The following is a 24068-nucleotide window of genomic DNA, read 5'->3' on the forward strand; positions in this document are numbered from 1 at the left end:
CTCCTAGAAAAGGCCGCTTTGGGTTTTCAGCAGATTATCGACGTCCTTATCCACCTTGATGTGAATTTCATGTTCGATCTTCACGTTCATGTTGATGGTGATCGGATCTTTAGGCGTCGCGACCTCAATACGCGGCACGCAGCCACTCAGCATAGAGGTGCCCAGCACGGCGAGCAGCAATGGCCCGCTAATGATTTTCATGGTTGTTCCCCAGGTTTTGAGAGGGCCTGTTCCAGCCACTCCTGTAAATTGTCGCCAAAGCGCAGACTGCGCCACAGCTGAAACACGTTTTCCTGATGGCTATAGTTCAGGATAACCTCTCGTTTGGCACTTTTTTGCGGGTTGACCCCGTCGATACGCGCCTTCAGCGTCAGTTCACCGAGATTGTCCAGATCGACCCTGGCCTTGGAGCGGTTAATCTCCATATAGCGCAGCCAGTCGATTGCCGCGCCGGTCGCCAGATTATTACTGCCGATAGCATCGGCCATGTCCTTGTCCAACCGCAGCGTCAGCATGCCGGCGTTGGCGATCCACCCGTTGTGCACCAGCCATTTGGGGTGATTCAGGTACAACGGCAGCTCGCCGTCCACCCGCCCGGACATGGCAAACTGTTTGGGCTTCAGCGCGGTAAACAAGGCGCTGAGATCGACCTTATCCAGTTTCAGTACCGCAGCATCGTGCTGCGGCATGCGCAGTGCTGACAGGCTGATACGGCCGTTCAGCGCGTCCACCCCGACGTTGCTCAGCGTCAGCGGTGCCTGCTCGCTGTAAGGATAGGTACCTTGAAGATCGGCGCTAATATTCTGCATTTCGAACAGGTTGCTGAACGACTTGATACGTAACGTCACCGGTTGCTTGGCACCAAGTTGCCACAGATGATTTTTCAGTCGGTAGGACATCACAAAGTCCAGGCCGCTCATCTCACCGTCTTTCAGCCACATGCCGCCATTTTTCACCACCCAGTGCCCACCAGCCTCAAAGCCCTGAACCCGGGCGGCGGAGAACGCGGACTGGGCATAAAACTCGCCGTCACGCAGTTTGATATTCAGATCCGGCGAGATCAGCGGTTGGAACACTTTCAGCGATTGTTTCGGCCACCAGCCCTCGCCGCGTAAACGTTCGCCGTCCCAGCGCCCCCGCAGAGTTATCGGCCCTATCTGTTCCGCCTGCAGCTTGCCTTGTAACTGGAAGCTGTCCGGCGTCTTGCCCTTGAGCTGCAGAGCCAGCACCGGGGCTGGCAGGTAACCGCCGTTGGTGAAGCTGACCTTGCCCGAGACCAGTTGCAGTTCACCATTCAACGCCAGTGCCTGCGGGTCACGCTGCCAACGCAGCGGTTGGCTGAGGCTAAGCCGCGGCGCATCCACCGTCACCATGCTGTATTTCAACTGATCGAAACCGGTAGAAAGGCGATCCAGTACCAGGGTGGTATCCTGCCAACTGCCGCTGCCGGCGACATCCCAGGCGGCCTGCAGCGGCGGCAATTGACCGTTACCCCAGTAGCGCCATTGCCAGTTGCCATGGTCCGGCCAAAAGTCCTGTGCCTTACCGTCCAGATGCAGCTTAAAGCGGCCCCAGTAGCTGTCACTGGCGTTAATGATCGCCTGCAGCCGGCCGGTGATACCGGCGGCAGTGACTTTCACACCGGCTAGCGGCAACCGCGCCTCTTCAAGTTTCATTTCCGGCGTGGCGTTGCCCCACAACCGCAGCAGTGAACCTGACTGCAATACCAGCGTCGGGTTAAGAATGGTGCCGCTGAGGATGCCGGGAATGGAGGCGGTCATTGAAAAATCGGCCAGATTCGCCTGACCGGTCAGTTGGAAGCGTAAATCGCTGTCAATCAACCCGACCTTACCCGGCCCCAACGTCAATACCGCATTGCCTTTGCCGTTATGGCCGTCGGTAATGACGTTTAAACGGGCGCTGATCTGGGTTTCATCAAAGCCTTTGCTCCAGTTATGCAGCGCAATGCTCAGGCCACCGTTAAGCGGTTGCTGGCTGTACGGCCAACGCCACTCCCCCTGTTTAATACTGACCTGCTGTGGGTTGATTTCCCACGGCAAGCTCGCCAGCGGTTTATCTGCCCCCTTTTCCGTCAGCGTCAGCACCCCCTGCTGCTGCTGCCAGCGCATGTCCAGCAGCAACGGTTTTTCCAGGTAAGCGGTCTGTATTTCGCCCTGCAGTGCTCCTTGCGTCGGCATACTGTCCAAATCCAGCGGAATGGCTATCTTGCCGGTCAGATGCAGCGGCTGTGGGCTGTTTGGCGCCTTGAGCGTCAGGCTGTTCAGAGTCAGTTGCTGATGGGGATCCAACAGCGCGTCGACGCTGATGTTAGGGCCCTGATACTGCAGACGCTGGCCTTCTGCAGTGGCATGTACCTGCAGTTTGCCGGCGTAATACTGCCATGGCAGCACCGAGAGATCCTTGATGGTGATATCCAGCAGTGGCAATTGCTTTTGCAATTGGTCTAGCGCCAGAGGCGCACTATTGGCGTCACCGGCAGGCAATTTTGATAAACAGGCACTATCGACGTTCAGCTTGTCGCTGACGAGTTGCCAGCGGCCCTGCTGATAAGCCAATCGGGTTGGGCCGACGGCGGCAAGTAAACAATCCTGGGCTAAAAAGCGGGCGCCATCCAACTGCAAGGCTCCCTGCCGCCACTGTAATTTGCCCTGCAAAACCAACTGACTGCCCTGCGGCAACCAGTGTGAGAGCACACGCGGCAGCCAGCGCGGCAGAGTTTGCCACAGCGCCAGCAGCAGGATCAGCATACTTACCACAATCCCTATGAATACTTTCAATCGCTTAGTCATTAAATGATTGTTTCATTCCTGAGTTAGCCGCCCTTTGCCCGGGCCAAAGACCCTTTAGGCTAAGTCTATGCCTGAATTGGCAATAATGATGGCATGAATTTGACATAGGGTGAAGCCGAGACCGAAGAAGATGCCCCGGACAGGGGCTTTTATAGCCATTGATGCGGGTGCTGTAAGTTTTAGTTACATATTCATCACATGAATATGGCCTGTTTCAGACTTTTGTTATTGTCGTTAGATTTGATCATTAATAGTCTTGCAAGCATTCTAACAAAAGTCAGCAACCAGCTAACTGTACTAGAGAAGCCATTCCCCACACCCCCGTGGGGATTTTTTTTGGCTCAGGCCAACGAAGTTATTTCACCCCGTATTCGCCACGAATATCCGTCATGCTCCAGCGTCGCCAACTACCCTTAATTAATACCGCCGCTATTGATAACGCTTACCCGTTTTTAGCGTTACCGGAATGGGCTAACCAATTGTAGAATTTACTAAAATCTGTTAATTTGATCACAAAATCAAGCTGGAGAAACCACGATGAAACTGGCGATATACAGCACTAAACAATATGACCGTAAATATCTCGAACTGGTGAATCAGCAGTTTGGCTACGAGCTGGAGTTCTTCGACTTCCTGCTCAGTAAAAAAACCGCCAAAAACGCCGCCGGTTGCAAAGCGATCTGCATCTTCGTCAATGACGACGGCAGCCGTGAAGTCCTTGAAGAGCTGGCGGCATTGGGCGTCGAAATACTGGCCCTGCGCTGCGCCGGCTTCAATAATGTGGATTTGGACGCCGCTAAAGAATTGGGCATCAAGGTCGTCCGCGTGCCGGCCTACTCGCCGGAAGCGGTTGCTGAACACGCCGTGGGTATGATGATGTGCCTTAACCGCCGTATTCACCGCGCCTATCAACGCACCCGCGATGCCAATTTTTCGCTCGAGGGGCTGATCGGCTTCAACATGCATAACCGCACCGCCGGGGTGATTGGCACCGGTAAAATTGGTATCGCCACCATGCGGATCCTGAAAGGGTTCGGCATGAAGCTATTGGCTTATGATCCGTACCCAAGCGAGCAAGCACTGGAGCTGGGCGCCGAATATGTCGATCTGAAAACGCTGTATGCGCAGTCTGACGTGATCACCCTGCACTGCCCGCTGACGCCGGAGAACCACCACCTGCTGGACAGCGACGCTTTTGCGGTGATGAAAAACGGTGTGATGATCATCAACACCAGCCGCGGCGCTCTGATTGACTCCTCGGCGGCCATTGACGCCCTGAAGCAGCAGAAAATCGGCGCTCTGGGGATGGACGTGTATGAGAATGAGCGCGATCTGTTCTTCGAAGACAAATCCAATGACGTGATCCAGGACGATATCTTCCGTCGCCTGTCAGCCTGCCATAACGTGTTGTTTACCGGTCATCAGGCTTTCCTGACCGAAGAGGCGCTGACCAGCATCTCGGAAACCACGTTGAAAAACATTAATCAATTGGATCGCGGTGAGAACTGCCCTAATCAGCTCAATGCCTGATGATTTTAACAAGGAAGAAAATATGAAGAAGTCCATCTCAGTGGCGTTAACGGCGCTGCTGTTAGCGGGGTGCGGAATGAGCCAGAACGGTAAAACGGTGACAGAAAGTGACCTGTTGCATCATAATTTTGCGCTGAAAAGCGTCGACGGCGTGGCGGTGAAGTCGCGTCCCGGTAACGGACCCAACCTTGAGTTCGGTGAGAAAATGCATATTTCCGGTGCCATGTGTAACCGCTTCTTCGGTAGCGGCCAATTGCAGGATGGCGTGTTGACGGTGCCGGGGCTGGCTTCTACCCGCATGGCCTGTTCTGATCCGCAACTCAACCAGTGGGACTGGGTGATTGGCGACGTACTGGCTAAAGGGGCAACAGTCGCCCTCAGCGCTCAACAGTTAACGCTGAGCGGCAGCGGCCACGTCCTGGTCTATACCCAGCGAGACTGGGTGCAGTGATCCCTGTTCACCAGGCCTGACGGCCTGGTGTTCCTTTCTGCTTACCCGGCGGTTGAGCAGGCTCCCTGACCCAGTGTCCATTCTTCACACTGCTTGCCGTTCGGCATCTGGCACATTCTTACAGCCTCACCGTTTAAATTGTGGGCCACGGTTGTGGTGCCGCCCACGCTGGCGCAGTTCGCGCTGGTCTGTAAGGTATTGATTCTGGCGCTGTTGCCCTGCTGCACTGGCTCTTCATTCTTGCTGCTGCATGCGGCCAAAAGCAGTACGGCGCTGGCCAGCAACCATTTTGATGTCGTCATTATTCCACTCCTGAACCCGGAACTACGCTGTGTAAAATCGCCATTGCTGATAACTCGCATCACTTTATGCGGACGCGTTTTGTTATCTTTGATGCAAACCTGTTTAATCTAGCCTGATATATAAATAATGAAAATATATTCCTGCAATTATTTGGCGTTTATTTGAGCACTGTGATCTTTATTAGGGTTCCCTGAGGGGTCACCCGCGTGCCTGGACAGCCACAGAGCGGTCTGAGCGAAGGGAGCTGTGCCGGTTTGACGGAGAGATTGGGGGGCAGTAAGACGGACTGGGAATGGTCAAACAACAGTAACAAAACAGCGCCTGTTTTGTTACTGGGTTGATATAAGTAATTCATTATTTTCAGTTATTATTACTGAGACCTTCAGCCAGCGTCACTGAATGTCACGCTGGCTATCTTTAGCTTAAAATAACAATTAGTGCGCTGCCGTTTTCGACAGTAAATTAATCACCAGTACACCGGCAATAATTAACCCCATGCCAAACACCGCCGGCAGATCCAGCTTTTGCTGATAAACAAATACCGCCGCTATCGATACCAGAACAATCCCCATTCCCGACCAGATTGCATAGACAATGCCCAATGGCATGGTTTTCACCACCATCGACAGTCCCCAAAAAGCAACCGCGTAACCGACCACCACCACCAGTGACGGCCACAGACGGGTAAAGCCTTCAGAGGCTTTCAGCATGGTGGTGGCGATGACTTCCGCCACAATCGCCATGGTCAAATACATAAATCCGCTCATCGTTTTTTCTTCTCTAAGTTCACCTGTTCAACAGTATGACGTGCCGGAAATAAATTGTCGTTAAACAACCGCAACAATTCTTCGTCATCGCGCAGTTTTAATTCAGGAAATATCAGCTTACAGCAATTTTTGTCGATTTTTGCTCCGCCACACAAACGCGATAAAGGGCCAATATATCCCTCTGCTAGACTTTGTTAATTACTGCGAGAGGTGACTTTTGCAGCTTTTTGAGCAATGAAAGGTAAAGTCGAATGATTACTACAGATGGTAATAATGCAGTCGCTTCCGTCGCCTATCGCGCCAGCGAAGTGATTGCCATCTACCCGATCACTCCCAGTTCGACCATGGCAGAACAGGCAGATGCCTGGTCCGGCGACGGACGTCAAAACATCTGGGGAGACGTACCGCGAGTGGTAGAAATGCAGTCGGAAGGCGGAGCGATTGCCACAGTGCACGGTGCGTTGCAGACCGGCGCGTTGTCGACCTCGTTTACCTCATCGCAGGGCCTGCTGCTGATGATCCCGACGCTGTACAAACTGGCCGGTGAACTGACGCCGTTTGTCCTGCACGTTGCCGCACGCACCATCGCCACCCATGCGCTGTCGATTTTCGGCGATCATTCCGATGTGATGGCGGTACGCCAGACCGGTTGTGCCATGCTGTGCGCCAGTAACGTGCAGGAAGCGCAGGACTTTGCATTGATTTCTCAAACGGCGAGCCTCAACAGTCGCCTGCCGTTCATTCACTTTTTTGATGGTTTCCGCACCTCGCATGAAATCAACAAAATCGTACCGCTGAGCGACGATACCCTGCGCCAGATGCTGCCGCAGGAGGCGATTGATGCGCACCGCAGCCGCGCGCTGTCGCCAGACCATCCGGTGGTGCGCGGCACCTCCGCCAACCCGGACACCTATTTCCAGTCACGTGAAGCGACCAATCCCTGGTACGACGCGGCCAGCCGGCACGTGATTGATGCGATGGACAAATTTGCCCAGATCACCGGCCGGGCCTATCAGCCTTTCGAATATTACGGTCATCCGCAGGCCGAGCGCGTGGTGATCCTGATGGGTTCCGCTATCGGTACCTGCGAAGAAGCGATCGATGCCCTGCTAACCCGCGGTGAGAAAGTCGGCGTACTGAAAGTGCGACTGTTCCGGCCATTCTCCGCACAATACCTGCTCAGCATGCTGCCGGAGAGCGCCAAGAAAATCGCCGTGCTGGACCGCACCAAAGAGCCGGGAGCGCTGGCCGAACCCTTGTATCTGGACGTGATGACCGCACTGGCCGAAGCCTTCAGCCGTGGCGAGCGCACCAGCATGCCGATGGTGATCGGTGGTCGCTATGGGCTGTCCTCGAAAGAGTTCGGGCCAGACTGTGCGCTGGCAGTGTTTAACGAACTGACGCTGGACAAACCGCGCCCGCGCTTTACCGTCGGTATTTTTGACGATGTGACCGGCCTTTCTCTGCCGCTCAGCGAAGAAACCCTGCCGCAGCGCGCCTCGCTGGAAGCGTTGTTCTACGGCCTGGGCAGCGACGGTTCGGTTTCCGCCACCAAGAACAACATCAAAATCATCGGCAACAGTACGCCGCTGTACGCTCAGGGCTATTTTGTCTACGACTCGAAAAAGGCCGGTGGCCTGACGGTGTCGCATCTGCGCGTCAGCGAGCAGCCGATTAACTCGGCCTATCTGGTCAGCCGTGCCGATTTTGTCGGCTGCCATCAGTTGCAGTTTATCGATACCTACCAGATGGCAGAACGCCTGAAACCCGGCGGTATTTTCCTGCTCAACACGCCGTACGGTGCCGAAGAGGCGTGGTCGCGACTGCCACAAGAAGTGCAGGCCGTGCTGCTACAACGTCAGGCGCGTTTTTATATCATCAACGCCGCAAAACTGGCGCGTGAATGTCGGCTCGGTGCGCGCATCAATACCGTGATGCAGATGGCGTTTTTCCACCTGACCCAAATTCTGCCGGGCGATGTAGCGTTGCAACAGTTGCAGGACGCCATTGCCCGCAGTTACAGCAGCAAAGGCCAGGATATCGTCGAGCGCAACTGGCAGGCGCTGGCCGCCACGCTAGAGGCGCTGATTGAGATCCCACTGCAGCCGGTTAACGACAGCAGCCCAATGCGGCCGCCGGTGGTTTCCGATGCCGCACCCGACTTTGTCAAAACCGTCACTGCCGCGATGCTGGCCGGACTGGGTGATGCACTGCCGGTATCGGCCTTCCCGCCGGACGGCACCTGGCCGGTGGGCACCACCCAGTGGGAGAAACGCAATATCGCCGAAGCAATCCCAATCTGGCAGCCGGACCTGTGCACCCAGTGCAACCACTGCGTTGCCGCCTGCCCGCACTCCGCCATTCGCGCCAAAGTGGTGCAGCCGGAGGCCATGGAGCACGCCCCTGCCTCGCTGCAGTCGCTGGATGTGAAGGCGCGAGATATGCGCGGCCAGAAATACGTCCTGCAGGTAGCGCCGGAAGACTGTACCGGCTGCAACCTGTGCGTTGAGGTATGCCCGGCGAAAGACCGCCAGAACCCGGACATCAAGGCGATCAACATGGCACCACGGCTGGAGCATCTGGCAGTGGAAAAGGAACACTACGACTTCTTCCTGCAACTGCCGGAGATTGATCCGGCACAGATCGAGCGGATCGACATTCGTACCTCGCAGTTGATCTCACCGTTATTCGAATACTCCGGTGCCTGCTCCGGCTGCGGCGAAACGCCGTACATCAAGCTGCTGACCCAGCTTTATGGCGACCGGTTGCTGATTGCCAACGCCACTGGCTGCTCATCCATTTACGGCGGTAACCTGCCCACCACGCCTTACACCACCAATGCCGAAGGGCGTGGACCGGCCTGGGCCAACTCGCTGTTTGAGGACAACGCCGAATTCGGCCTGGGCTTCCGCCTGACGGTCGACCAGCACCGCAGCCGCGTATTACGCCTGCTGAATACCCTGGCACCGCAGTTGCCGGCACAGCTGGTTAATGCTCTGCAGATGGAGGAGATCGCGCCGGAACCTCGCCGCAAACAGATCGCGGAACTGCGCAGCCTGCTGGCGCAGATCGAAGGTAACGACGCTCGCCAACTGGCGACCGACGCCGATTATCTGGTGGATAAATCCATCTGGCTGATTGGGGGTGACGGCTGGGCTTACGACATCGGGTTTGGTGGGTTGGATCACGTCCTCAGCCTGACCGAGAACGTCAACGTGCTGGTACTGGATACCCAATGCTACTCCAACACCGGTGGCCAACAGTCGAAAGCCACTCCGCTGGGTGCAGTCACCAAGTTCGGTGAGCACGGCAAGCGCAAGGCGCGTAAGGATCTGGGCGTCAGCATGATGATGTACGGCCATGTGTATGTGGCGCAGATCTCGCTGGGCGCGCAGCTCAATCAGACGGTGAAAGCGATCCAGGAAGCCGAGGCCTATCCGGGCCCGTCGCTGATTATCGCCTACAGCCCCTGTGAAGAACACGGTTACGATCTGGCGCTCAGCCACGACCAGATGAAGCAGTTGACCGCTACTGGTTTCTGGCCGTTGTACCGCTTCGATCCGCGCCGCGCTGATGAAGGCAAACCGGCATTGGCGTTGGACTCCCGACCGCCAAACAGCAACCTGACCGAAACGCTGCTGAAAGAACAGCGCTTCCGTCGCCTGAACTCACAGCAGCCGGAAGTTGCCAGCGCGCTGTATCAGGCCGCAGAGAAAGAGCTGAAGGAGAAGTACGACTTCCTCAGCCTGCTGGCCGGTAAAGGGGAAAAAACCTCCGCCGAGTAACTCATCGGGGCGCGACCGGTTCGCGCCCCGCTTCCAGCCAGCTTTGCCGCTGCGCCTCTTTTACCGCCCCTCGTACATAGCTCGCCTTCCCCTGCCATTGCGCCGCATCAAATTGCGCCTTTTCAATCACCGCCTGATAATGCGTGGTTTTCAGCATGCTGTCGGTTTGGATCAGTAACGGGACAATGCGAACCCCAACCCGATCCAGACTCGGATAAGGCCATGGATGCGCCGCATCAACATAGGGCGCCATAAAATCCAGCGCTGCCAACAATGAACTGCCTTGTTCCGTTTGGTAGTGCCAGAGATCAATCCCCTGACGCTGCGCCAAACCGGCCATCAGTACCAGCGCCTGCAAGTTAAAGTAGCTGTAGTGGAACGACCGGGTGCGCAGCAACTCCTGCGGCTGCGAGCCATTGGCAGCAAGCTGCAAGTCCAGCTTTTGCTGCATCAGTATCGCCATGTCGCGCACGACCTCATCGCGCCCTAGCCAGACGGCAATGCCTGCTACCTGTAGTGCATACCAACTGCCATGATTATTCTTCGCGGCAGCCTCCTGCTTGCCGGCTGGACCATGCAACAACTCATCGAGATAACGGCCAAACCATTGCCGCATCTGGCTTTCATCATGCGCCGTCCAGCCCGGTGTTTGCTGCAGCAATAACAGGCTGTCGACAACACGAGTGGCAAAATAGCGCCCATCCAGAATACCGTTACCACGGCCACTGTCGCGCCCCGGAATACCCTGGGCGTAGTTGAGATTTGGGTTCATCCGCGTTTGCGGGTTAATAAACCAGGTACGAACCAGCGCAATGGCCCGATCGCTGTAGCGCCGCTGACCGGAGAAATAACCCGCCAACGCCAGAGTCTGTACTCGCTGGGTGAATTCGGCCAAACGCACGCCGTCACTTTGCTCATTCTTACTGGCCGGATTCACTTTCCCGTCATGGCGAACCCAGGGCAGCCCATTTGGTTGACGGCTATCCGGCCACCAATAGGCCCCCAGACTCAGATAGTCGTGCTTGTCGCCGCTGGGTGGCGTCAGGCCCTTATCGGTGACGCTGAGTAAGGGTTTTGGCAGCAGGCTATCGGCATCGCGCATCAGGCTTTGATAGTTAGCATCCCCCTGGAGATGCGCTTTTACCTGTAACAACTGCGGCTGCTGCAAGAAAATACAGCACTCCGCAGCATTGGCAGCCAACGGCATCAGACAAAGCAAAAAGGCGGCTCGCAAGCAGGTGCATATCATCAAACAGGTTCCCCATTATGATCAGCGGTGACTGCGGTCATCCTGACCATTTTTACCTTTCCAGACAGAAAAAAACGTTTCCGGGCGTAAACACTCTTGACCTGTCCCCTAAGTTTTAACGCAACGCGATCTTAGCAGCGCCCGCTTTGGCACAGAGCCGACTGTTCGAGGTTTTTGGACAGAATCTCGCTTCGAGCCGACATTTGATGCTCGTTCTAGCTATCCATTTTTAACTTATTTATCAGCAAATTGCTGGAGAAAGCGATCCCAGTCAGAGGAGCCAAATTAGAGAAGCCCGCTCAGGGAACCCTGAGCGGGCTTTTTGCTTTTCCAGATGGCGCACTCGCCAGACCGGGTTTAAAAAGTTGTCTATCTCTGATAAAGAAATTCGCTTATTTTCGTAAGCTAACCCGATATAAACACCTGCGCCATAGTCGCCTGGCCCGCCCGGTTTGCTTTCCTCTCACTCAGCCTGTGACTGACCGCATAATAGGTAATAGCGTGCTCATTAGCTGGTTTTAAGCGATATAGTGGATATGTTTTTTCCCGTGGAAGGGAGAAATTTCAATTTTTGTCTCTACCCTGAACACATCCCAAAGCAATGACTCGGTGAGGATCTGCTGCGGGCTACCAGAAGCGACGACCTGCCCTTCTTGCATCACAATTAACGCGTCACAGAACATGGAGGCGTGGTTGATGTCATGAATAGCCACAATGCTGCTCACTGGCAGTTCGCTGACGAGTTTCATCAGTTGTATCTGATGATGGATATCCAAATGGTTGGTCGGCTCATCAAGCAGGATCTCCGTCGGCGATTGTGCGATAGCTCGTGCAATGTGAACACGCTGGCGTTCGCCACCAGATAAACTCTGCCACCCCTGTCCACTTTTGCCAAGCATATCTACGCGCTGGAGTGCGGCAGTGACTGCATCGTCATCTTGCGTACTCCAGTTGGAAAACGGAGAGTGATGGGGAATGCGCCCCAGTTTGACCACGTCGACAACGCGCATATTTGCCTCCGTCATACCGTGCTGCTCTACAAATGCCACCCGGCGTGCCAACTGTTTTTTTGCAATCCGGGCAATGTTTTGCCCATCCAGCGTGACAGTCCCCGAAAGGGGGCGCCGTAATCCTGCAAGAACCCGCAGTAGTGATGACTTACCGCAGCCGTTAGGGCCAATGAGTCCGACTGTTTCTCCAGTCGAAACGCTCAGTGAGACGTTGTTTACGATGGTTTTATTACCTACCTTCCAGATGATATTTTCAGCAGCAATACTCATCACTTATTCCTTGAACGATAGATAATAACGGCAAAGAAGGGTACGCCAACGAACGCGGTAACTACGCCAACCGGAAGACTTTGCGGAGCGATCAATAAGCGCGAAGCCACATCGGCGAGCACCATCAAAATGGCCCCAGCCAACGCACTGGCGATAAGTAACCTGCGGTGCAACGGCCCAAAGAAGAAGCGCATGACATGCGGAACAACCAAACCCACAAAGCCGATAGAGCCAGCCATGCTGACGATAGTGGCAGTGATCAACGCAGTGGTAGTGAACAGGATCAGGCGAACCCAGGGGACAGCGATGCCCAGAGAGGCAGCCGCATCATCGCCAAAAGTAAAGGCATCCAGTGCGCGAGAATAGTAAAGGCACACTGCAAGCCCTATCAGCACAACGACCAGGACAAGTTGAAACTCAGGCCATCTCACACCGCTGAAACTGCCCAATAACCAAAACATCACATCACGCGCCTGTTGCGCGCTGGCAGATGTGCTGATGGTGTAAGCCGTAATGGCGTTAAAGAGCTGAGACGCAGCAACCCCTGCCAGAATGGTGCGTTCACTGCCGCCGCGCGCACCATTAGTCAAGAAGGCGACAAAAACAAAGGCAGCAAATGCCCCCGCAAATGCCCCGGCTGAGAGTGACACCGCACCGGTTCCGATACCCAATACCACGACTGAGACCGCGCCAGTTGAAGCGCCAGCAGAAACGCCAAGTACGTAAGGTTCTGCCAGCGCATTCTTCAGCAGACTTTGCAGCACTACACCACAGATCGCCAACCCCGCACCACTGCAGGCCGCAACAAGCGCACGGCTCAGACGAAAGTCCCAAATCACACTTTCGTAAATACGGCTAAGGGGCACCTCTGTCAGTCCAAGTTTATTGCTTATGGCATAGAACACACTTCGCAGTGGGATAGAAAGCTCACCCACGCTGACACCAATCGCGATCACCAGGAATAACAACGCCACAGAAAAAACACCCGATACGCCTAGCAAAAACGTCTGTTTGATCGGTTGTGCCACAACGGTCATTTATTCAGTCCCAAGTTTCTGAGTTGTTCACCAATTTCTTCAGCTCCATAGATTGTGCGAATAGTTGGGTTCATCGCCTGACCGTCCATCACCACGATATGACCTTTTTTCACCGCCTCTAATTGACTCACTGCGGGATCGGTTTTGAGGAATTTAATCTTCTCTTCGGCGTTATCGAGCGCCCAGCGATTTCGATCAAGGCTTGAAACAACAATCACGTCGGGATCCGCGGCGATGATGCTCTCCCAACCGACGGTGGGCCACTCTGTCTCTGAGGTGATGGCGTTATGGCCACCCAAGACATTCGCGATAAAACCTGAAGCGCTGTTCTTGCCGCCGACATAGGCGTCAGAGGAGGGAGAAGAACTGGAGAACCAGAAAACAAACGAAAGATCTTTTTTGCTTTTACTGAACTCCTGTCGAAGGTCTGCTTCGCGTTTTTTAAAATCGGCAATTAAGGCCTGGCCACGCTCCTCAACGTTGAATATTTTGGAAAAATCATCAATTTCCTGATAAAGGAATGTCATGTCCCAGAGTTTTTGACGGCTACCGTACATATCGCCAATATCTTTTTTGGTTGCGCACATACCCGGAGACATATAGCTATTCACGCCAACGGACGCGAGATCTTCACGCTTCGCAACTTTACTTTCGGGACCGAGAAGCAAAGGGAGTTGTGCAGGAACAAAATCAGGATTTTGAGCGAGGATAGATTCAAGCGTCGGTATTTCTACCGTCAGCGTTTTGATTTTTTTATTCTGTTCAGCGAGTTGCGGAAGAACTTTGGTCGGCCAAAACGCACTGGCGACCATCTTATCCTGCAGTCCTAACAACAACATAATTTCAACGGTATTTTGTCCCAGCGCGACGACGTGCGCGGGGGCTTTGGTAAACGTCTCTTTATATCCACAATTCTCAATCGTTAGAGGATACGTGGTGGCCCAAGCAGAACTGACCGAAGCGAGCACCAGCCCTAACGCACAAATGACCTTTTTCATTTAACACTACTCTTTAGCCGACGGAACTTGGTTTCGAAAACGCAATGATAATGAAAATCATTTTTTATGCGATAAATTTTTACTGCTTAACCTATGGAAAAACGCATGAAATACACATCAATACCAGGTGAACGTTGACCTTCTAAGGGTTTTCAGGCCGGCATTCGCTGATGAATTCAGCTATCCCGTCAGCCAATGCGCGCACGGCTGGCAAGAGATAACGCGAGTAAGCTAACCGGCACGGCCGCGGGCTGCCAGTCCGACAGAACTTCGATCAGACGACCTTACTACAGGTGCCCTGATACCACTCTCTCAGCAAGCTGCGCCAACCCGAATCCCTCAAGACACATTTTTAAGTAGAGCCCTGTTTCATCGACGGTTGCAGCACCGCTGACCGACGCTGACTCAAGCGCCGTATTCATGGCAAGGTTAAAGAAACTTGCCTGCACCTTCTCTCCTCACTATATCTCTCTTAGGACACAATGATGAAACGCGTATCGATTAACGATGTTGTAAAAAAAGGGTACTCTTATAAATGGTACCCTTCCTGTTCCGCTGGCTAATTGAGTTTATAAATCCCAGCCTGCCATGGGTTTAAATTAAGTGTCGTGTCATTTTTTTTCGCAGCATGCCTGGCATCACTTTCTATAATCGTGGTGTTAATAAACATATTTTCAGGTAATTTGTAGTTTACCCTTTGCTGTTTGAAATTCACGACGACAAGATACTTTTCCGTACCGAGGGTTCTGGTATAGGCATAGACAGTATTATTTTTGGGATCCAGATCGGTGTAAGCACCATAGGTTAGTGCAGGAGTATCATGACGAATTTTGATCAACTGGCGGTAATAGTTAAATACCGAAGCAGGACTCTTAATTTGACTGGCAGCATTGATCTCTTCGTAGTTTGGATTGACCTTGAACCAGGGTTTTCCTGTGGTAAATCCCGCATTTTTGCTGGTATCCCATTGGAATGGTGTCCGACTGTTATCTCTGCTGGTCAGGCGTACATTTTGCAAGAACTCATCGGCTTTAACCTTGCCATTCTCAACGTAGTCGTGCCAAAAACCTTTGACTTCAATATCATCAAACTCATCAATGGTTTTAAAGGGATAATTGGTCATACCCAACTCTGAACCCTGGTAAATGAAGGGCGTGGCTCGCTGAGTCAACATTAGGGTTGCAAGCGCCTTAGCTGAGTGTTCTCGCCATTGTGGGCGATCGTCGCCGAAGTGTGATACCGCGCGTGGATTGTCGTGGTTATCCAGGAAGAAGGCATTCCAGCCATACTCTCCCGCCGTGTGGTCAACTTTATCGATAGTTTGGCGAAATTGTGACAAGCTCCAGTCCTTGCGACGCCACCTTTCATCAACATACCGATCGAGCCTGACAAGGTCAAAGGTAAAGGCCATGTCCAGTTCATTACGACGGTAGTCGAAAAACTTAATTGATTGGTCCAAGGGCACACCAAAGATCTCACCGGCTGTCGCCACGTCGTAATGGGATAAGACCTCTCGATTCATTTCGTTGATATAACGATGAATATTAGGGCCCTGGGTGTATTCCTCAGCAAAATTCGTCAACTGCTGCTGGGTAAGATTCGGAAAATCCGGGATTTTCGAATAGGTGGCCACCGTATCAAAGCGCATGCCAGAAACACCTTTGTCTAACCAAAAGCGCAACATAGCGTACAGGTCTTGGCGAACTTTGGGATTATCCCAGTTTAGATCCGGCTGTTGTTTGGCAAAATAGTGAAGGTAGTATTGATTGGTTTTTTCATCTTTTTGCCATGCTGAACCGCCAAAAAAAGAAGGATAATTATTAGGTGCCTGACCTTCTTTGGCATCTTTCCAGAAGTAATAATTGCGATAAGGGTTACTCTTACTGCTTTTACTCTGAACAAACCATTCATTTTGATCGCTTGTATGATTGATGACAACATCAATCATTAAACGCATATTACGTTTTTTCATTTCAGCAATCAGACGGTCGAAATCTTCCATCGTGCCATATTCTTTCATGATTTTTCGAAAATCACGTATATCGTAACCATTATCCGTGTTCGGAGAATCATAATGCGGGTTGATCCAGATAGCATCAATACCCAAGGTTTTTAGATAGTCTAATTTTTCTATGATGCCGTTAATATCACCGATCCCATCACCATTAGTGTCTTTGAAGGATCGTGGATATACCTGATAAAAAACAGCCTCCTTCCACCATGCAGGGATAGCATCCGACTGTTGAACGACTTCCTTATGGGGCAAAGATTGTGTTGTGCCGAAAGCTTGCTGACAAGAGGCTGATAATGATGTGGTTAGAAAAATTGCTATAGCGGTATTCAATCCATGACGAGACATTACATTACTCTCCAAATATTTCACTTATGAAATCATAGTCAATCCAATATTCTCCACGGTGTTTAGAAATGTACGTTAATTTAACTATCATTTAGTGATAAAGAACTCACCTGCTCTATTCGGCATTTTTTAAATTATGTTCTCTAACAGGTCACAGGTAAAGGACAGAGGAAAAACAAAGTGATATTTACTGCAAAAATAGACATGAGCGACACACAAAGCTGAATCGTGTTAGCTTTTGCTCGACACACGCATTAAACAACCATTAATTCGCTATAATAAAAAACAATTTCGATATAACCTCATTTATACATTAATTAACCAAAGTTATGGTTAGCGTGAAATTAATTTCTCAGAGACATACATTTTTTAAACTAACTACCTCAATACAATATGGCGCGAACATCACTTGTTGGGTTGCTTTACTTATCTCTCTGCTGACGTATCTTTTGCAAAGACGCTGGCATATCGTGTTATGAACATTAGCTCATTAACAGGAACAGGATGATGCGTAACCTCCCCCCTACTATTGCTCTGATTGGTCCCGGTGCGATTGGGACGACTATCGCCGCTGCACTGCACGAAGTTGGCCGCACACCGCTGCTTTGCGGGCGCACCGCACACCCGCAATTAATTCTACGTCACGATGAGGGTGAAGTGGTGGTTCCAGGTCCTGTGTTGAGCAAGCCACCAACCCGGCCCCGTCCGTTCGATCTGGTCTTTGTTGCGGTGAAAACTACCCAGGTGGTTGAGAGCGCCGGCTGGCTTGCCGCGTTATGTGATGAAAACACCGTCGTGTGTGCGCTGCAAAACGGCGTCGAACAGAAAACACTGTTGGAACCCTATGTTAACAGAGCAACGGTACTACCTTCGGTCGTATGGTTCCCGGCGCAGCGGGAGTCAGACTATTCTGTCTACCTGCGGGCCAAACCGCGTTTGACACTGCCGGATGTACCGCAGGCAAAACGGGTCGCTGATGCACTCAGCGGTACCCGCTGCACTGTTGAGCTGTCATCCGATTTCCTTTCGGTCGCCTGGCATAAACTATTGCAGAACGCGGTCGCGGGTCTGATGGTTCTTGCAAACCGCCGTGCGGGGATGTTCTCACGCGGGGATATCACGAAGCTGGCACTGGCTTATCTGCATGAATGCCTGACTGTCGCACGCGCCGAAGGTGCGGTACTTAACGATAACGTTCCGCAAGAGATCGTTGACGGTTTTCATCGTGCGCCTGCGGACTTAGGTACCTCCATTCTTGCCGACCGCCAGGCTAACCGCCCGCTGGAATGGGAAATACGCAACGGCGTCGTGCAGCGCTATGGCCACTCACAAGGTATTCCTACCCCGATTAGCGATATCCTGGTACCGCTACTGGCGGCGGGCAGCGAGGGGCCAGGTTGATTCGCTGGTGAAAACTATCATGTCGCAGTGACCTATCCAGATGACGAGGTTTTTGAGTTGTTTTCCGACCTTCTGGACTGTCCCCATTTCGGCATTTTGTGCCCCTTCGCCTTATATGAACCTTGTCACAAAACGCGCATGAAGTTTTTAGCCTGTAACGAACAAGGTTGCACAAGGCAATCTTGTTAATGGCCCGTTACAGCCTGTCGCAACCAATTGTTAACCGGGATTCATGCGCCAAACGCATCGGCCCATGAGTTTATTGCGCTTATTTACTTCATTTTCCTGCTCCAGTCTGCAGCAACAGACGCGGTAAAAGCGTCAATGACAAACTGGAGATAAAGATGCATTCCTCTAACGCACCCATGACGATTAGGGCAAGAACCAGCGCGATACTGCGTGTGACCTCTGGCAACTTTTTGGAGCAATTTGATTTTTTCCTGTTCGGATTTTATGCCACCTACATCGCCCATACATTCTTTCCGGCCAGCAGTGAATTTGCCTCGCTGATGATGACCTTTGCGGTCTTTGGCGCGGGTTTTTTGATGCGTCCTATCGGTGCAATCGTGCTGGGTGCGTACATTGATAAAGTCGGCAGACGTAAAGGGCTGATTGTGACCCTGTCGATCATGGCCGCGGGTACTTTCCTGATTGTCCTCATCCCCTCTTATCAAGCCATCGGGCTCTGGGCACCGTTGTTGGTGCTGGGTGGTCGTTTATTACAAGGCTTCTCAGCGGGTGCTGAGCTGGGCGGCGTTTCCGTGTACCTGGCTGAGATTGCCACGCCGGGCCGTAAAGGTTTTTACACCAGTTGGCAATCTGGCAGCCAGCAAGTGGCCATTATGGTGGCGGCTGCCATGGGCTTCGCACTGAATGCCGTCATGGAAGAAAGCGCCATTCGCGAATGGGGCTGGCGTCTGCCTTTCCTGTTCGGCTGCCTGATTGTTCCTTTCATCTTTTTCCTGCGTCGCAAACTGGAAGAGACCGAAGAGTTCACCGCCCGCCGCAACCACCTGGCGATGCGCGACGTGTTTAAAACCCTTTTAGCAAACTGGCAGGTGGTTATCGCCGGCATGTTGATGGTCGCCATGACCACCACCGCGTTTTATCTGATCACTGTATATGCACCGACCTTCGGCAAAAAAGTGCTGATGCTCAGCGCATCAGACAGCCTGCTGGTGACCTTGCTGGTTGCGATATCCAATTTCCTCTGGCTACCGGTAGGCGGCGCCCTGTCGGACCGTTTTGGCCGTAAGCCTGTCCTGGTTACCATGGCGTTGCTGGCCCTGGTCACTGCGTATCCGGCGCTTAGCCTGCTTGCTGAAGCCCCCAGCTTTTCCATGATGCTGGCGGTGCTGTTGTGGCTGTCCTTCCTCTACGGCCTTTACAACGGTGCCATGATCCCGGCGTTAACGGAGATCATGCCGATAGAGGTCCGGGTTGCCGGTTTCTCGTTGGCCTACAGTCTGGCAACCGCTGTTTTTGGCGGATTTACGCCGGTTATTTCTACCGCACTGATTGAGTACACCGGCGATAAGGCCTCACCCGGTTACTGGATGAGCTTTGCTGCAATATGTGCATTACTGGCGACGCTTTATCTGTACCGTCGCAGCCCGTTATCACTACAAACCGCACGTTAAATCAGGGATTACGTCATGCAAAAAATTTATCGTTCACTCCTCGCTGCGCTGGTGATTTCGTCTGTCAGCACGGGAGTCTCGGCCAAAGAAGTGACCGTCATGATTTCAGGCGGGTTCAAAGCCGCGCTGGAAAAACTGGCGCCACAATTTGAAGCAAAGAGCGGCGACACTATCATTTTGGTATCCGGTCCCTCTATGGGTAAGACCCCTCAGGCGATCCCGGCACGCCTGGCGCGCGGAGAAAACGCGGATGTGGTGATTATGGTAGGTGATGCGCTGAAAAGTCTGGAAAAGGATAATTGGCTGCAGCCGGGTTCGCGAATGGAGTTAGCCGACTCCTCGATTGGTATGGTGGTCAAACAAGGTGACCCCAAACCCAATATCAAAAAGGAGGCGGACCTGCGCAATACCCTACTGCAGGCCAAATCTATCGCTTATTCGGACAGTGCCAGCGGCCGCTATGTCAGCAGCCAACTGTTCAAAAAACTGGGTATTGAGGACCAGATGAAAGAGAAGGCGCATATGATTGAGCGCATTCCGGTGGCATCCGAGGTGGCGAAAGGGAAATATGCTGTAGGTTTCCAGCAGGTGAGCGAACTGCTTCCCGTGCCGGGCGTAACCTTTATTGGCGAACTGCCTGAAAATGTACAGTACATTACTCGTTTTGCCGGCGCGGTCACTGCTAAAGCAGAACATCGCCAGGAAGGCAAAGCGCTACTGGACTTTCTGTCTTCCGCCGAGGCGAAAAACACCATTCGCGCCACTGGAATGAGATCCGTTAAGGCTGAATTGCCGGTTAAACAGCGTGATACTGTTCAGTGATTAACTTTTCCAACTCGGCGGCAACGTAGGACTGCATGCGCCCACTGCGCCTGATCAGGCCAACCGTGCGCTTCACCACCGGGTCAGTCAGCGGCAAGTGGGTCAGCACTGAATGCTCTGACGTCGGCATCGACATAGCGGGCACGGCGGCAATGCCGACTCCCGCTTCAACCATGCCCAGCATGGTCGTCACATGGCGGGTTTCGCAGAGACTGGGGCGCTCAGGAATGATGTGTTCCAGCATCTTATCCAACAGATTGCGGTTACCTGAGGTCTTATCCAGCCCCACATAATCCTGCTGATAAAACTCGCGCCAGGTCAGGTTTTTTTTACTGGCGATGGGATGATCGCGCCTGCAGGCAGCCACGTAGACATCCTCCACCAACGGCAGAAATTCGATATTGGATTGCAGGTTTCTCGCAAAACAGATGCCAAAGTCAGCCTGACCACTGGCAACCGCTTCAATAACATTACCCGCGCTGCTGTCGATAAGCTTAACGCGTACCCGTGGATAGCGGGCCTGGAAACGGCGAATCACATCGGGCATGAAATAGTAGGCCGCCGAGGGCACCGTAGCGACGGTGACCAGCCCTACGCGGTCCTGGCTGACCTTATTGATATCCGCTAATACCAACTCAACATTCGCCAGGAGCTGATCTGAACGCTCAGCGAAAGTCTGCCCATAGAGTGTCAACGTGACGCGCCGGGTCGTTCTGTCGAACAACTTGATACCCAGCGCGGATTCCAGCTTCTCTATCCTGCGGCTCAATGCCGACTGCGAAAGGCAAATGGACTCCGCGGCGAGCCGAAAATTACCGTATTCAACCAGGGCTCGGAAAGCATAAAGATCGTTGAGATCGAAATTCACGGGCATAGCGGCAGACAATCCTTTCAAGGGTAGCGAGGGCTTAAAGAAAAGATGATAGCCGCATATTGGACAACGGCAACCCTTAAAGACTGACCGACATTCGCCACCGGCGCGCTACTAGTGGGGGCCTCGCTGCATTTTTCTCATGAAGTTGAAAACGATAAACAAGCACTGGCGGTGATGTATCAATGCGGTTATCCGCAACCTTTGGGCTCGGTGCCTTACGTGCCGACGCTGCTCAAAGCCGCTAATGTTCAGCGATGCATGCTGGATAAAGGTTTCGAGCCGAAAAACAAACTCAATCTGGTATGTCGCAATTACCCGCAAGTCACGGGCTGCCCAAAAACATAAAGCTTCCCCGAACTTACCCCGAAGAAGCTGTATAGATGACCTGCTCACGCTTGATTAACATACTTAACTGTTCGTAACTTCCACTTCTGGCTGACGGTCAAATCAAATGCAATTACGCGCATGAACTATAAGGTCTTGGCTCACTGCACCATATAAACGTCTCATCGCAGTTTATTGGAACTATTCCGTAAGCCGCTTGCCAGTTGAGTAAACACTTCAATAATTTTTGGCAGCGCCCGTTGCGGATCGTCGCTCGCAGCAATCCAAAGTGCGGAATTCAGCGCGGCACTGTTTAACAGATGTGCAGCGGCATCCGCGTCAACCGATTTAAGTACGCCGCGTTCGATCAACTTTATGACAGTCTGGCGGGTGGATTCGAGGCAACTATTCTGGCTGGGCCATTGTGCCGGATCCCCAAGGAAAGCCGGACCATCAAGCAGAACGATGCGCCTTACTTCTGTGTCCAGCGCCATCTTAATGTAGGCAATCCCTTCAGCCAGCAGCCTTTCCCAGTCGTCACCGGCATTCGCGGCGGCGGCTTTGGCTCGTTGTGCCATTTCACCATCTACTTGAGCAACAACAGCGGCAAGCAGCCCCTTTTTATCACCAAAGTTGTGGTATAGCGCCCCGCGTGTCAGGCCAACGCTGGCGGTTAATTCATCCATTGATACGGCAGCAAAACCCCTTTCGGCAAAGGATTTCCGCGCTGCCGTAATCAATTTGGCGCGGTTCTCTTCCATTGTTTCGGCGCGGCGTTTGGCGGCCATACGATCTCCTTTTTGACAGACGTAACGAATGTCATTTGACATACGCGGCGTATGTGTGATTAATTCAACATACGCTGCGTATATTAAATCAATTTTGCATACCGCGCATCCCGCATCACACATTGACTCAAGAAAGGAAATTCCATGATCCAGCGTGAACCTGTTTTTCCTGCTAATCGCCATGCTCTCTACGAAGAGCACGGTTATTCCGCCGCGATCCGTTCTGGCGATATGTTGTTCGTTTCCGGTCAGGTTGGCAGCCGCGCCGACGGTACGCCGGAGCCGGATTTTGCCGCGCAGGTGCAACTTGCGTTTGATAACCTGGCAGCGACTCTTGCAGCAGCGGGTTGTACGTTTGACGACCTGATTGATGTCACCACCTTTCATACTGACCCGGAAAATCAGTTTCCGACGATCATGCAGGTGAAACAGTCCATTTTCCCGCAGCCCCCTTACCCGAACTGGACAGCCGTTGGCGTTACCTGGCTTGCGGGATTCGATTTTGAAATTAAGGTCATTGCCCGAATTCCAACATCAACCTCCGCAGGTTGACAGACCGTAATGTTAGTGACGTCTTCATCAACGGGATGAGGACGTCACCATGAAAAGCTTTGTTTCAGAACCGACATAACGTCTGCTCTGGCACCGTGGATGCAAAGCTGTAGCATTCAGCCGGAAGCCTGGGCACCGTTTGCAGAAGATTAGACCATGCAAGCCGCTGTGAACTAAATTCCCCAAAATTCAAAACATTCGGAGCGCCGTCTAAAAACCGTCTTGATTCATTCCCCACACCTATAATACTGTATATAAACACAGTCAATTAATAGGGCAGTAAATCATGTATAAGGCTTCGAGCAGCACTACTGTGGTCAATCAAAAGCAGCTGTATTTTCTCCAGGATTGACAATATATGGCTAGAATGAGTGCATTTGGGAATCCTGCGCAAGACTATATACACGCGCGGATCGACCTCAACGAATACTGCATAAGCCATCCGTCGGCGACCTACTTTTTGATCGCCTCTGGGGAAAGCATGAGCGAAGCCGGGATCACCGACGGATCCCTGTTGGTTGTCGACCGAAGCATTGGCGCCTGTCACGGCGATATCGTGATCGCCAGCATCGCAGGCGAGTTTACGGTTAAACGTCTCTGCCTGCGTCCTGTCAAACAGCTTGAACCAATGAATCCGAACTTCCGGCCGATACCGCTGCGGGATGGCGGCGATGATCCGAGCATCGTCGGCGTGGTGGTATCAACCATCACCAGGCTGAAATAATGTACGCCCTGGCCGATGTAAACAGCTTCTATGCGAGTTGCGAAACGCTGTGGCGTCCGGATCTGCGTGGTCGACCGGTGGTTGTTCTGTCTAACAATGACGGCTGTGTGGTAGCGCGAAGCAAAGAGGCAAAGGCTCTGGGCCTGAAAACCGGCGCGCCCTATTTCAAAATAAAGCGCGATTTTGAGCGTGCCGGCGGTATCGCATTCAGCAGCAATTACGAGCTGTATGCCGATATGTCGATGCGAGTGATGGCCGTGTTCGAAGAGATGGCACCACGAGTCGAAATTTACTCCATAGATAAGAGTAAGTTGTATAGTGTGGTCACCCAAGCAATGAAGTCCGATCTATGGACATTTGTAAAGGTCTTAAGG

General features: G+C 52.7%; 19 protein-coding genes and 3 pseudogenes. 10 read left to right on the top strand and 12 right to left on the bottom strand.

The window, feature by feature from the left end; genetic code table 11:
- Positions 1-3: 3 nt before the first annotated feature.
- Together NHG65_RS13835 and NHG65_RS13840 are read right to left on the bottom strand one after the other, a co-directional pair.
- Positions 4-201, bottom strand: coding sequence for a YnbE family lipoprotein (locus NHG65_RS13835; RefSeq protein ID WP_099062920.1), 198 nt, complete (start codon positions 199-201; stop codon positions 4-6).
- Positions 198-2810: a YdbH family protein gene (locus NHG65_RS13840; protein ID WP_499182311.1), complete on the bottom strand. Its 2613-nt coding sequence runs from the start codon at positions 2808-2810 to the stop codon at positions 198-200. Before NHG65_RS13840 ends, NHG65_RS13835 begins: the two co-directional genes overlap by 4 nt.
- 537 nt (positions 2811-3347) lie before the next feature.
- On the opposite strand from NHG65_RS13840, the gene NHG65_RS13845 reads away from it, so the two are divergent.
- Both NHG65_RS13845 and hslJ read left to right on the top strand, forming a co-directional pair.
- Positions 3348-4340 carry a 2-hydroxyacid dehydrogenase gene (locus NHG65_RS13845; protein WP_261426502.1) on the top strand — a complete coding sequence of 331 codons (993 nt, stop codon included), beginning with the start codon at positions 3348-3350 and terminating at the stop codon, positions 4338-4340.
- A gap of 22 nt (positions 4341-4362) precedes the next feature.
- Positions 4363-4791 (top strand): heat shock protein HslJ, encoded by a 429-nt coding sequence (hslJ, locus tag NHG65_RS13850; protein ID WP_099062917.1) that lies wholly within the window; start codon positions 4363-4365, stop codon positions 4789-4791.
- A 41-nt stretch (positions 4792-4832) separates the two neighbouring features.
- Here the strand turns inward: hslJ and NHG65_RS13855 are convergent, their stop codons facing one another.
- Both NHG65_RS13855 and NHG65_RS13860 read right to left on the bottom strand, forming a co-directional pair.
- Positions 4833-5093: a DUF333 domain-containing protein gene (locus NHG65_RS13855; protein WP_099062916.1), complete on the bottom strand. Its 261-nt coding sequence runs from the start codon at positions 5091-5093 to the stop codon at positions 4833-4835.
- A 435-nt stretch (positions 5094-5528) separates the two neighbouring features.
- On the bottom strand, positions 5529-5861 hold the full coding sequence (locus tag NHG65_RS13860) for an SMR family transporter (protein WP_085116991.1): 333 nt from the start codon (positions 5859-5861) through the stop codon (positions 5529-5531).
- A gap of 251 nt (positions 5862-6112) precedes the next feature.
- Here NHG65_RS13860 and nifJ point away from each other — a divergent pair, with 251 nt between their 5' ends.
- The gene (gene nifJ / locus NHG65_RS13865) at positions 6113-9646 is read left to right on the top strand and encodes a pyruvate:ferredoxin (flavodoxin) oxidoreductase (protein ID WP_219016365.1); all 3534 of its coding nucleotides are present in this window, start codon (positions 6113-6115) and stop codon (positions 9644-9646) included.
- A 1-nt stretch (position 9647) separates the two neighbouring features.
- On the opposite strand, the gene NHG65_RS13870 is transcribed toward nifJ, so the two are convergent.
- From NHG65_RS13870 to NHG65_RS13895, 6 genes and pseudogenes are all read right to left on the bottom strand, one after another.
- Positions 9648-10895: an alginate lyase family protein gene (locus tag NHG65_RS13870; protein ID WP_499182312.1), complete on the bottom strand. Its 1248-nt coding sequence runs from the start codon at positions 10893-10895 to the stop codon at positions 9648-9650.
- A 518-nt stretch (positions 10896-11413) separates the two neighbouring features.
- Positions 11414-12175: a siderophore ABC transporter ATP-binding protein EitC gene (gene eitC / locus NHG65_RS13875; RefSeq protein ID WP_261417415.1), complete on the bottom strand. Its 762-nt coding sequence runs from the start codon at positions 12173-12175 to the stop codon at positions 11414-11416.
- Positions 12175-13212 (bottom strand): FecCD family ABC transporter permease, encoded by a 1038-nt coding sequence (locus tag NHG65_RS13880; protein WP_499182313.1) that lies wholly within the window; start codon positions 13210-13212, stop codon positions 12175-12177. The genes eitC and NHG65_RS13880 overlap by 1 nt, the downstream gene beginning before the upstream one ends.
- Positions 13209-14210 (bottom strand): siderophore ABC transporter substrate-binding protein EitA, encoded by a 1002-nt coding sequence (eitA, locus tag NHG65_RS13885; protein WP_261426498.1) that lies wholly within the window; start codon positions 14208-14210, stop codon positions 13209-13211. Before eitA ends, NHG65_RS13880 begins: the two co-directional genes overlap by 4 nt.
- 142 nt (positions 14211-14352) lie before the next feature.
- A pseudogene (locus NHG65_RS13890) lies at positions 14353-14614 on the bottom strand (type 2 periplasmic-binding domain-containing protein); the annotation flags it as partial.
- 155 nt (positions 14615-14769) lie between these two features.
- Positions 14770-16569, bottom strand: coding sequence for a glycoside hydrolase family 13 protein (locus tag NHG65_RS13895; protein WP_261426497.1), 1800 nt, complete (start codon positions 16567-16569; stop codon positions 14770-14772).
- 507 nt (positions 16570-17076) lie between these two features.
- On the opposite strand from NHG65_RS13895, the gene NHG65_RS13900 reads away from it, so the two are divergent.
- The 3 genes from NHG65_RS13900 (at position 17077) to NHG65_RS13910 (ending at position 20432) form a co-directional block, all read left to right on the top strand.
- The gene (locus NHG65_RS13900; RefSeq protein WP_499183482.1) at positions 17077-17970 is read left to right on the top strand and encodes an oxidoreductase; all 894 of its coding nucleotides are present in this window, start codon (positions 17077-17079) and stop codon (positions 17968-17970) included.
- Between the two features lie 344 nt (positions 17971-18314).
- Complete coding sequence (locus NHG65_RS13905) at positions 18315-19610, top strand: MFS transporter (protein ID WP_099062913.1); 1296 nt, start codon at positions 18315-18317, stop codon at positions 19608-19610.
- A 15-nt stretch (positions 19611-19625) separates the two neighbouring features.
- A complete protein-coding gene (locus tag NHG65_RS13910) occupies positions 19626-20432 on the top strand; it encodes a substrate-binding domain-containing protein (protein ID WP_499182314.1) in 807 nt (268 codons plus the stop codon).
- Here the strand turns inward: NHG65_RS13910 and psrA are convergent.
- Positions 20407-21306: an L-proline-binding transcription factor PsrA gene (psrA, locus tag NHG65_RS13915; protein WP_219016368.1), complete on the bottom strand. Its 900-nt coding sequence runs from the start codon at positions 21304-21306 to the stop codon at positions 20407-20409. The genes NHG65_RS13910 and psrA overlap by 26 nt on opposite strands.
- 117 nt (positions 21307-21423) lie before the next feature.
- On the opposite strand from psrA, the pseudogene NHG65_RS13920 reads away from it, so the two are divergent.
- Positions 21424-21651, top strand: a pseudogene (locus NHG65_RS13920) (hypothetical protein); the annotation flags it as partial.
- Between the two features lie 161 nt (positions 21652-21812).
- Here the strand turns inward: NHG65_RS13920 and NHG65_RS13925 are convergent.
- Complete coding sequence (locus NHG65_RS13925) at positions 21813-22418, bottom strand: TetR/AcrR family transcriptional regulator (protein ID WP_099062909.1); 606 nt, start codon at positions 22416-22418, stop codon at positions 21813-21815.
- 144 nt (positions 22419-22562) lie between these two features.
- Here NHG65_RS13925 and NHG65_RS13930 point away from each other — a divergent pair, with 144 nt between their 5' ends.
- From NHG65_RS13930 to NHG65_RS13940, 3 genes and pseudogenes are all read left to right on the top strand, one after another.
- Positions 22563-22970 carry a RidA family protein gene (locus tag NHG65_RS13930; RefSeq protein WP_413501840.1) on the top strand — a complete coding sequence of 136 codons (408 nt, stop codon included), beginning with the start codon at positions 22563-22565 and terminating at the stop codon, positions 22968-22970.
- 367 nt (positions 22971-23337) lie between these two features.
- On the top strand, positions 23338-23694 hold the full coding sequence (umuD, locus tag NHG65_RS13935) for a translesion error-prone DNA polymerase V autoproteolytic subunit (protein ID WP_499183483.1): 357 nt from the start codon (positions 23338-23340) through the stop codon (positions 23692-23694).
- Positions 23694-24002, top strand: a pseudogene (locus tag NHG65_RS13940) (Y-family DNA polymerase); the annotation flags it as partial. The gene umuD and the pseudogene NHG65_RS13940, both read left to right, overlap by 1 nt.
- Positions 24003-24068: the final 66 nt, after the last annotated feature.

Source organism: Serratia myotis, from assembly GCF_027474885.1.
Taxonomy (GTDB): domain Bacteria; phylum Pseudomonadota; class Gammaproteobacteria; order Enterobacterales; family Enterobacteriaceae; genus Serratia; species Serratia proteamaculans.

Excerpts from the sequence above, each read along its gene's own strand:
- NHG65_RS13835 (WP_099062920.1), bottom strand. The coding sequence starts at position 201 with ATGAAAATCATTAGCGGGCCATTGCTGCTCGCCGTGCTGGGCACCTCT.
- NHG65_RS13840 (WP_499182311.1), bottom strand. The coding sequence starts at position 2,810 with ATGACTAAGCGATTGAAAGTATTCATAGGGATTGTGGTAAGTATGCTG.
- NHG65_RS13845 (WP_261426502.1), top strand. The coding sequence starts at position 3,348 with ATGAAACTGGCGATATACAGCACTAAACAATATGACCGTAAATATCTC.
- hslJ (WP_099062917.1), top strand. The coding sequence starts at position 4,363 with ATGAAGAAGTCCATCTCAGTGGCGTTAACGGCGCTGCTGTTAGCGGGG.
- NHG65_RS13855 (WP_099062916.1), bottom strand. The coding sequence starts at position 5,093 with ATGACGACATCAAAATGGTTGCTGGCCAGCGCCGTACTGCTTTTGGCC.
- NHG65_RS13860 (WP_085116991.1), bottom strand. The coding sequence starts at position 5,861 with ATGAGCGGATTTATGTATTTGACCATGGCGATTGTGGCGGAAGTCATC.
- nifJ (WP_219016365.1), top strand. The coding sequence starts at position 6,113 with ATGATTACTACAGATGGTAATAATGCAGTCGCTTCCGTCGCCTATCGC.
- NHG65_RS13870 (WP_499182312.1), bottom strand. The coding sequence starts at position 10,895 with ATGATATGCACCTGCTTGCGAGCCGCCTTTTTGCTTTGTCTGATGCCG.
- eitC (WP_261417415.1), bottom strand. The coding sequence starts at position 12,175 with ATGAGTATTGCTGCTGAAAATATCATCTGGAAGGTAGGTAATAAAACC.
- NHG65_RS13880 (WP_499182313.1), bottom strand. The coding sequence starts at position 13,212 with ATGACCGTTGTGGCACAACCGATCAAACAGACGTTTTTGCTAGGCGTA.
- eitA (WP_261426498.1), bottom strand. The coding sequence starts at position 14,210 with ATGAAAAAGGTCATTTGTGCGTTAGGGCTGGTGCTCGCTTCGGTCAGT.
- NHG65_RS13895 (WP_261426497.1), bottom strand. The coding sequence starts at position 16,569 with ATGTCTCGTCATGGATTGAATACCGCTATAGCAATTTTTCTAACCACA.
- NHG65_RS13900 (WP_499183482.1), top strand. The coding sequence starts at position 17,077 with ATGCGTAACCTCCCCCCTACTATTGCTCTGATTGGTCCCGGTGCGATT.
- NHG65_RS13905 (WP_099062913.1), top strand. The coding sequence starts at position 18,315 with ATGCATTCCTCTAACGCACCCATGACGATTAGGGCAAGAACCAGCGCG.
- NHG65_RS13910 (WP_499182314.1), top strand. The coding sequence starts at position 19,626 with ATGCAAAAAATTTATCGTTCACTCCTCGCTGCGCTGGTGATTTCGTCT.
- psrA (WP_219016368.1), bottom strand. The coding sequence starts at position 21,306 with ATGCCCGTGAATTTCGATCTCAACGATCTTTATGCTTTCCGAGCCCTG.
- NHG65_RS13925 (WP_099062909.1), bottom strand. The coding sequence starts at position 22,418 with ATGGCCGCCAAACGCCGCGCCGAAACAATGGAAGAGAACCGCGCCAAA.
- NHG65_RS13930 (WP_413501840.1), top strand. The coding sequence starts at position 22,563 with ATGATCCAGCGTGAACCTGTTTTTCCTGCTAATCGCCATGCTCTCTAC.
- umuD (WP_499183483.1), top strand. The coding sequence starts at position 23,338 with ATGAGTGCATTTGGGAATCCTGCGCAAGACTATATACACGCGCGGATC.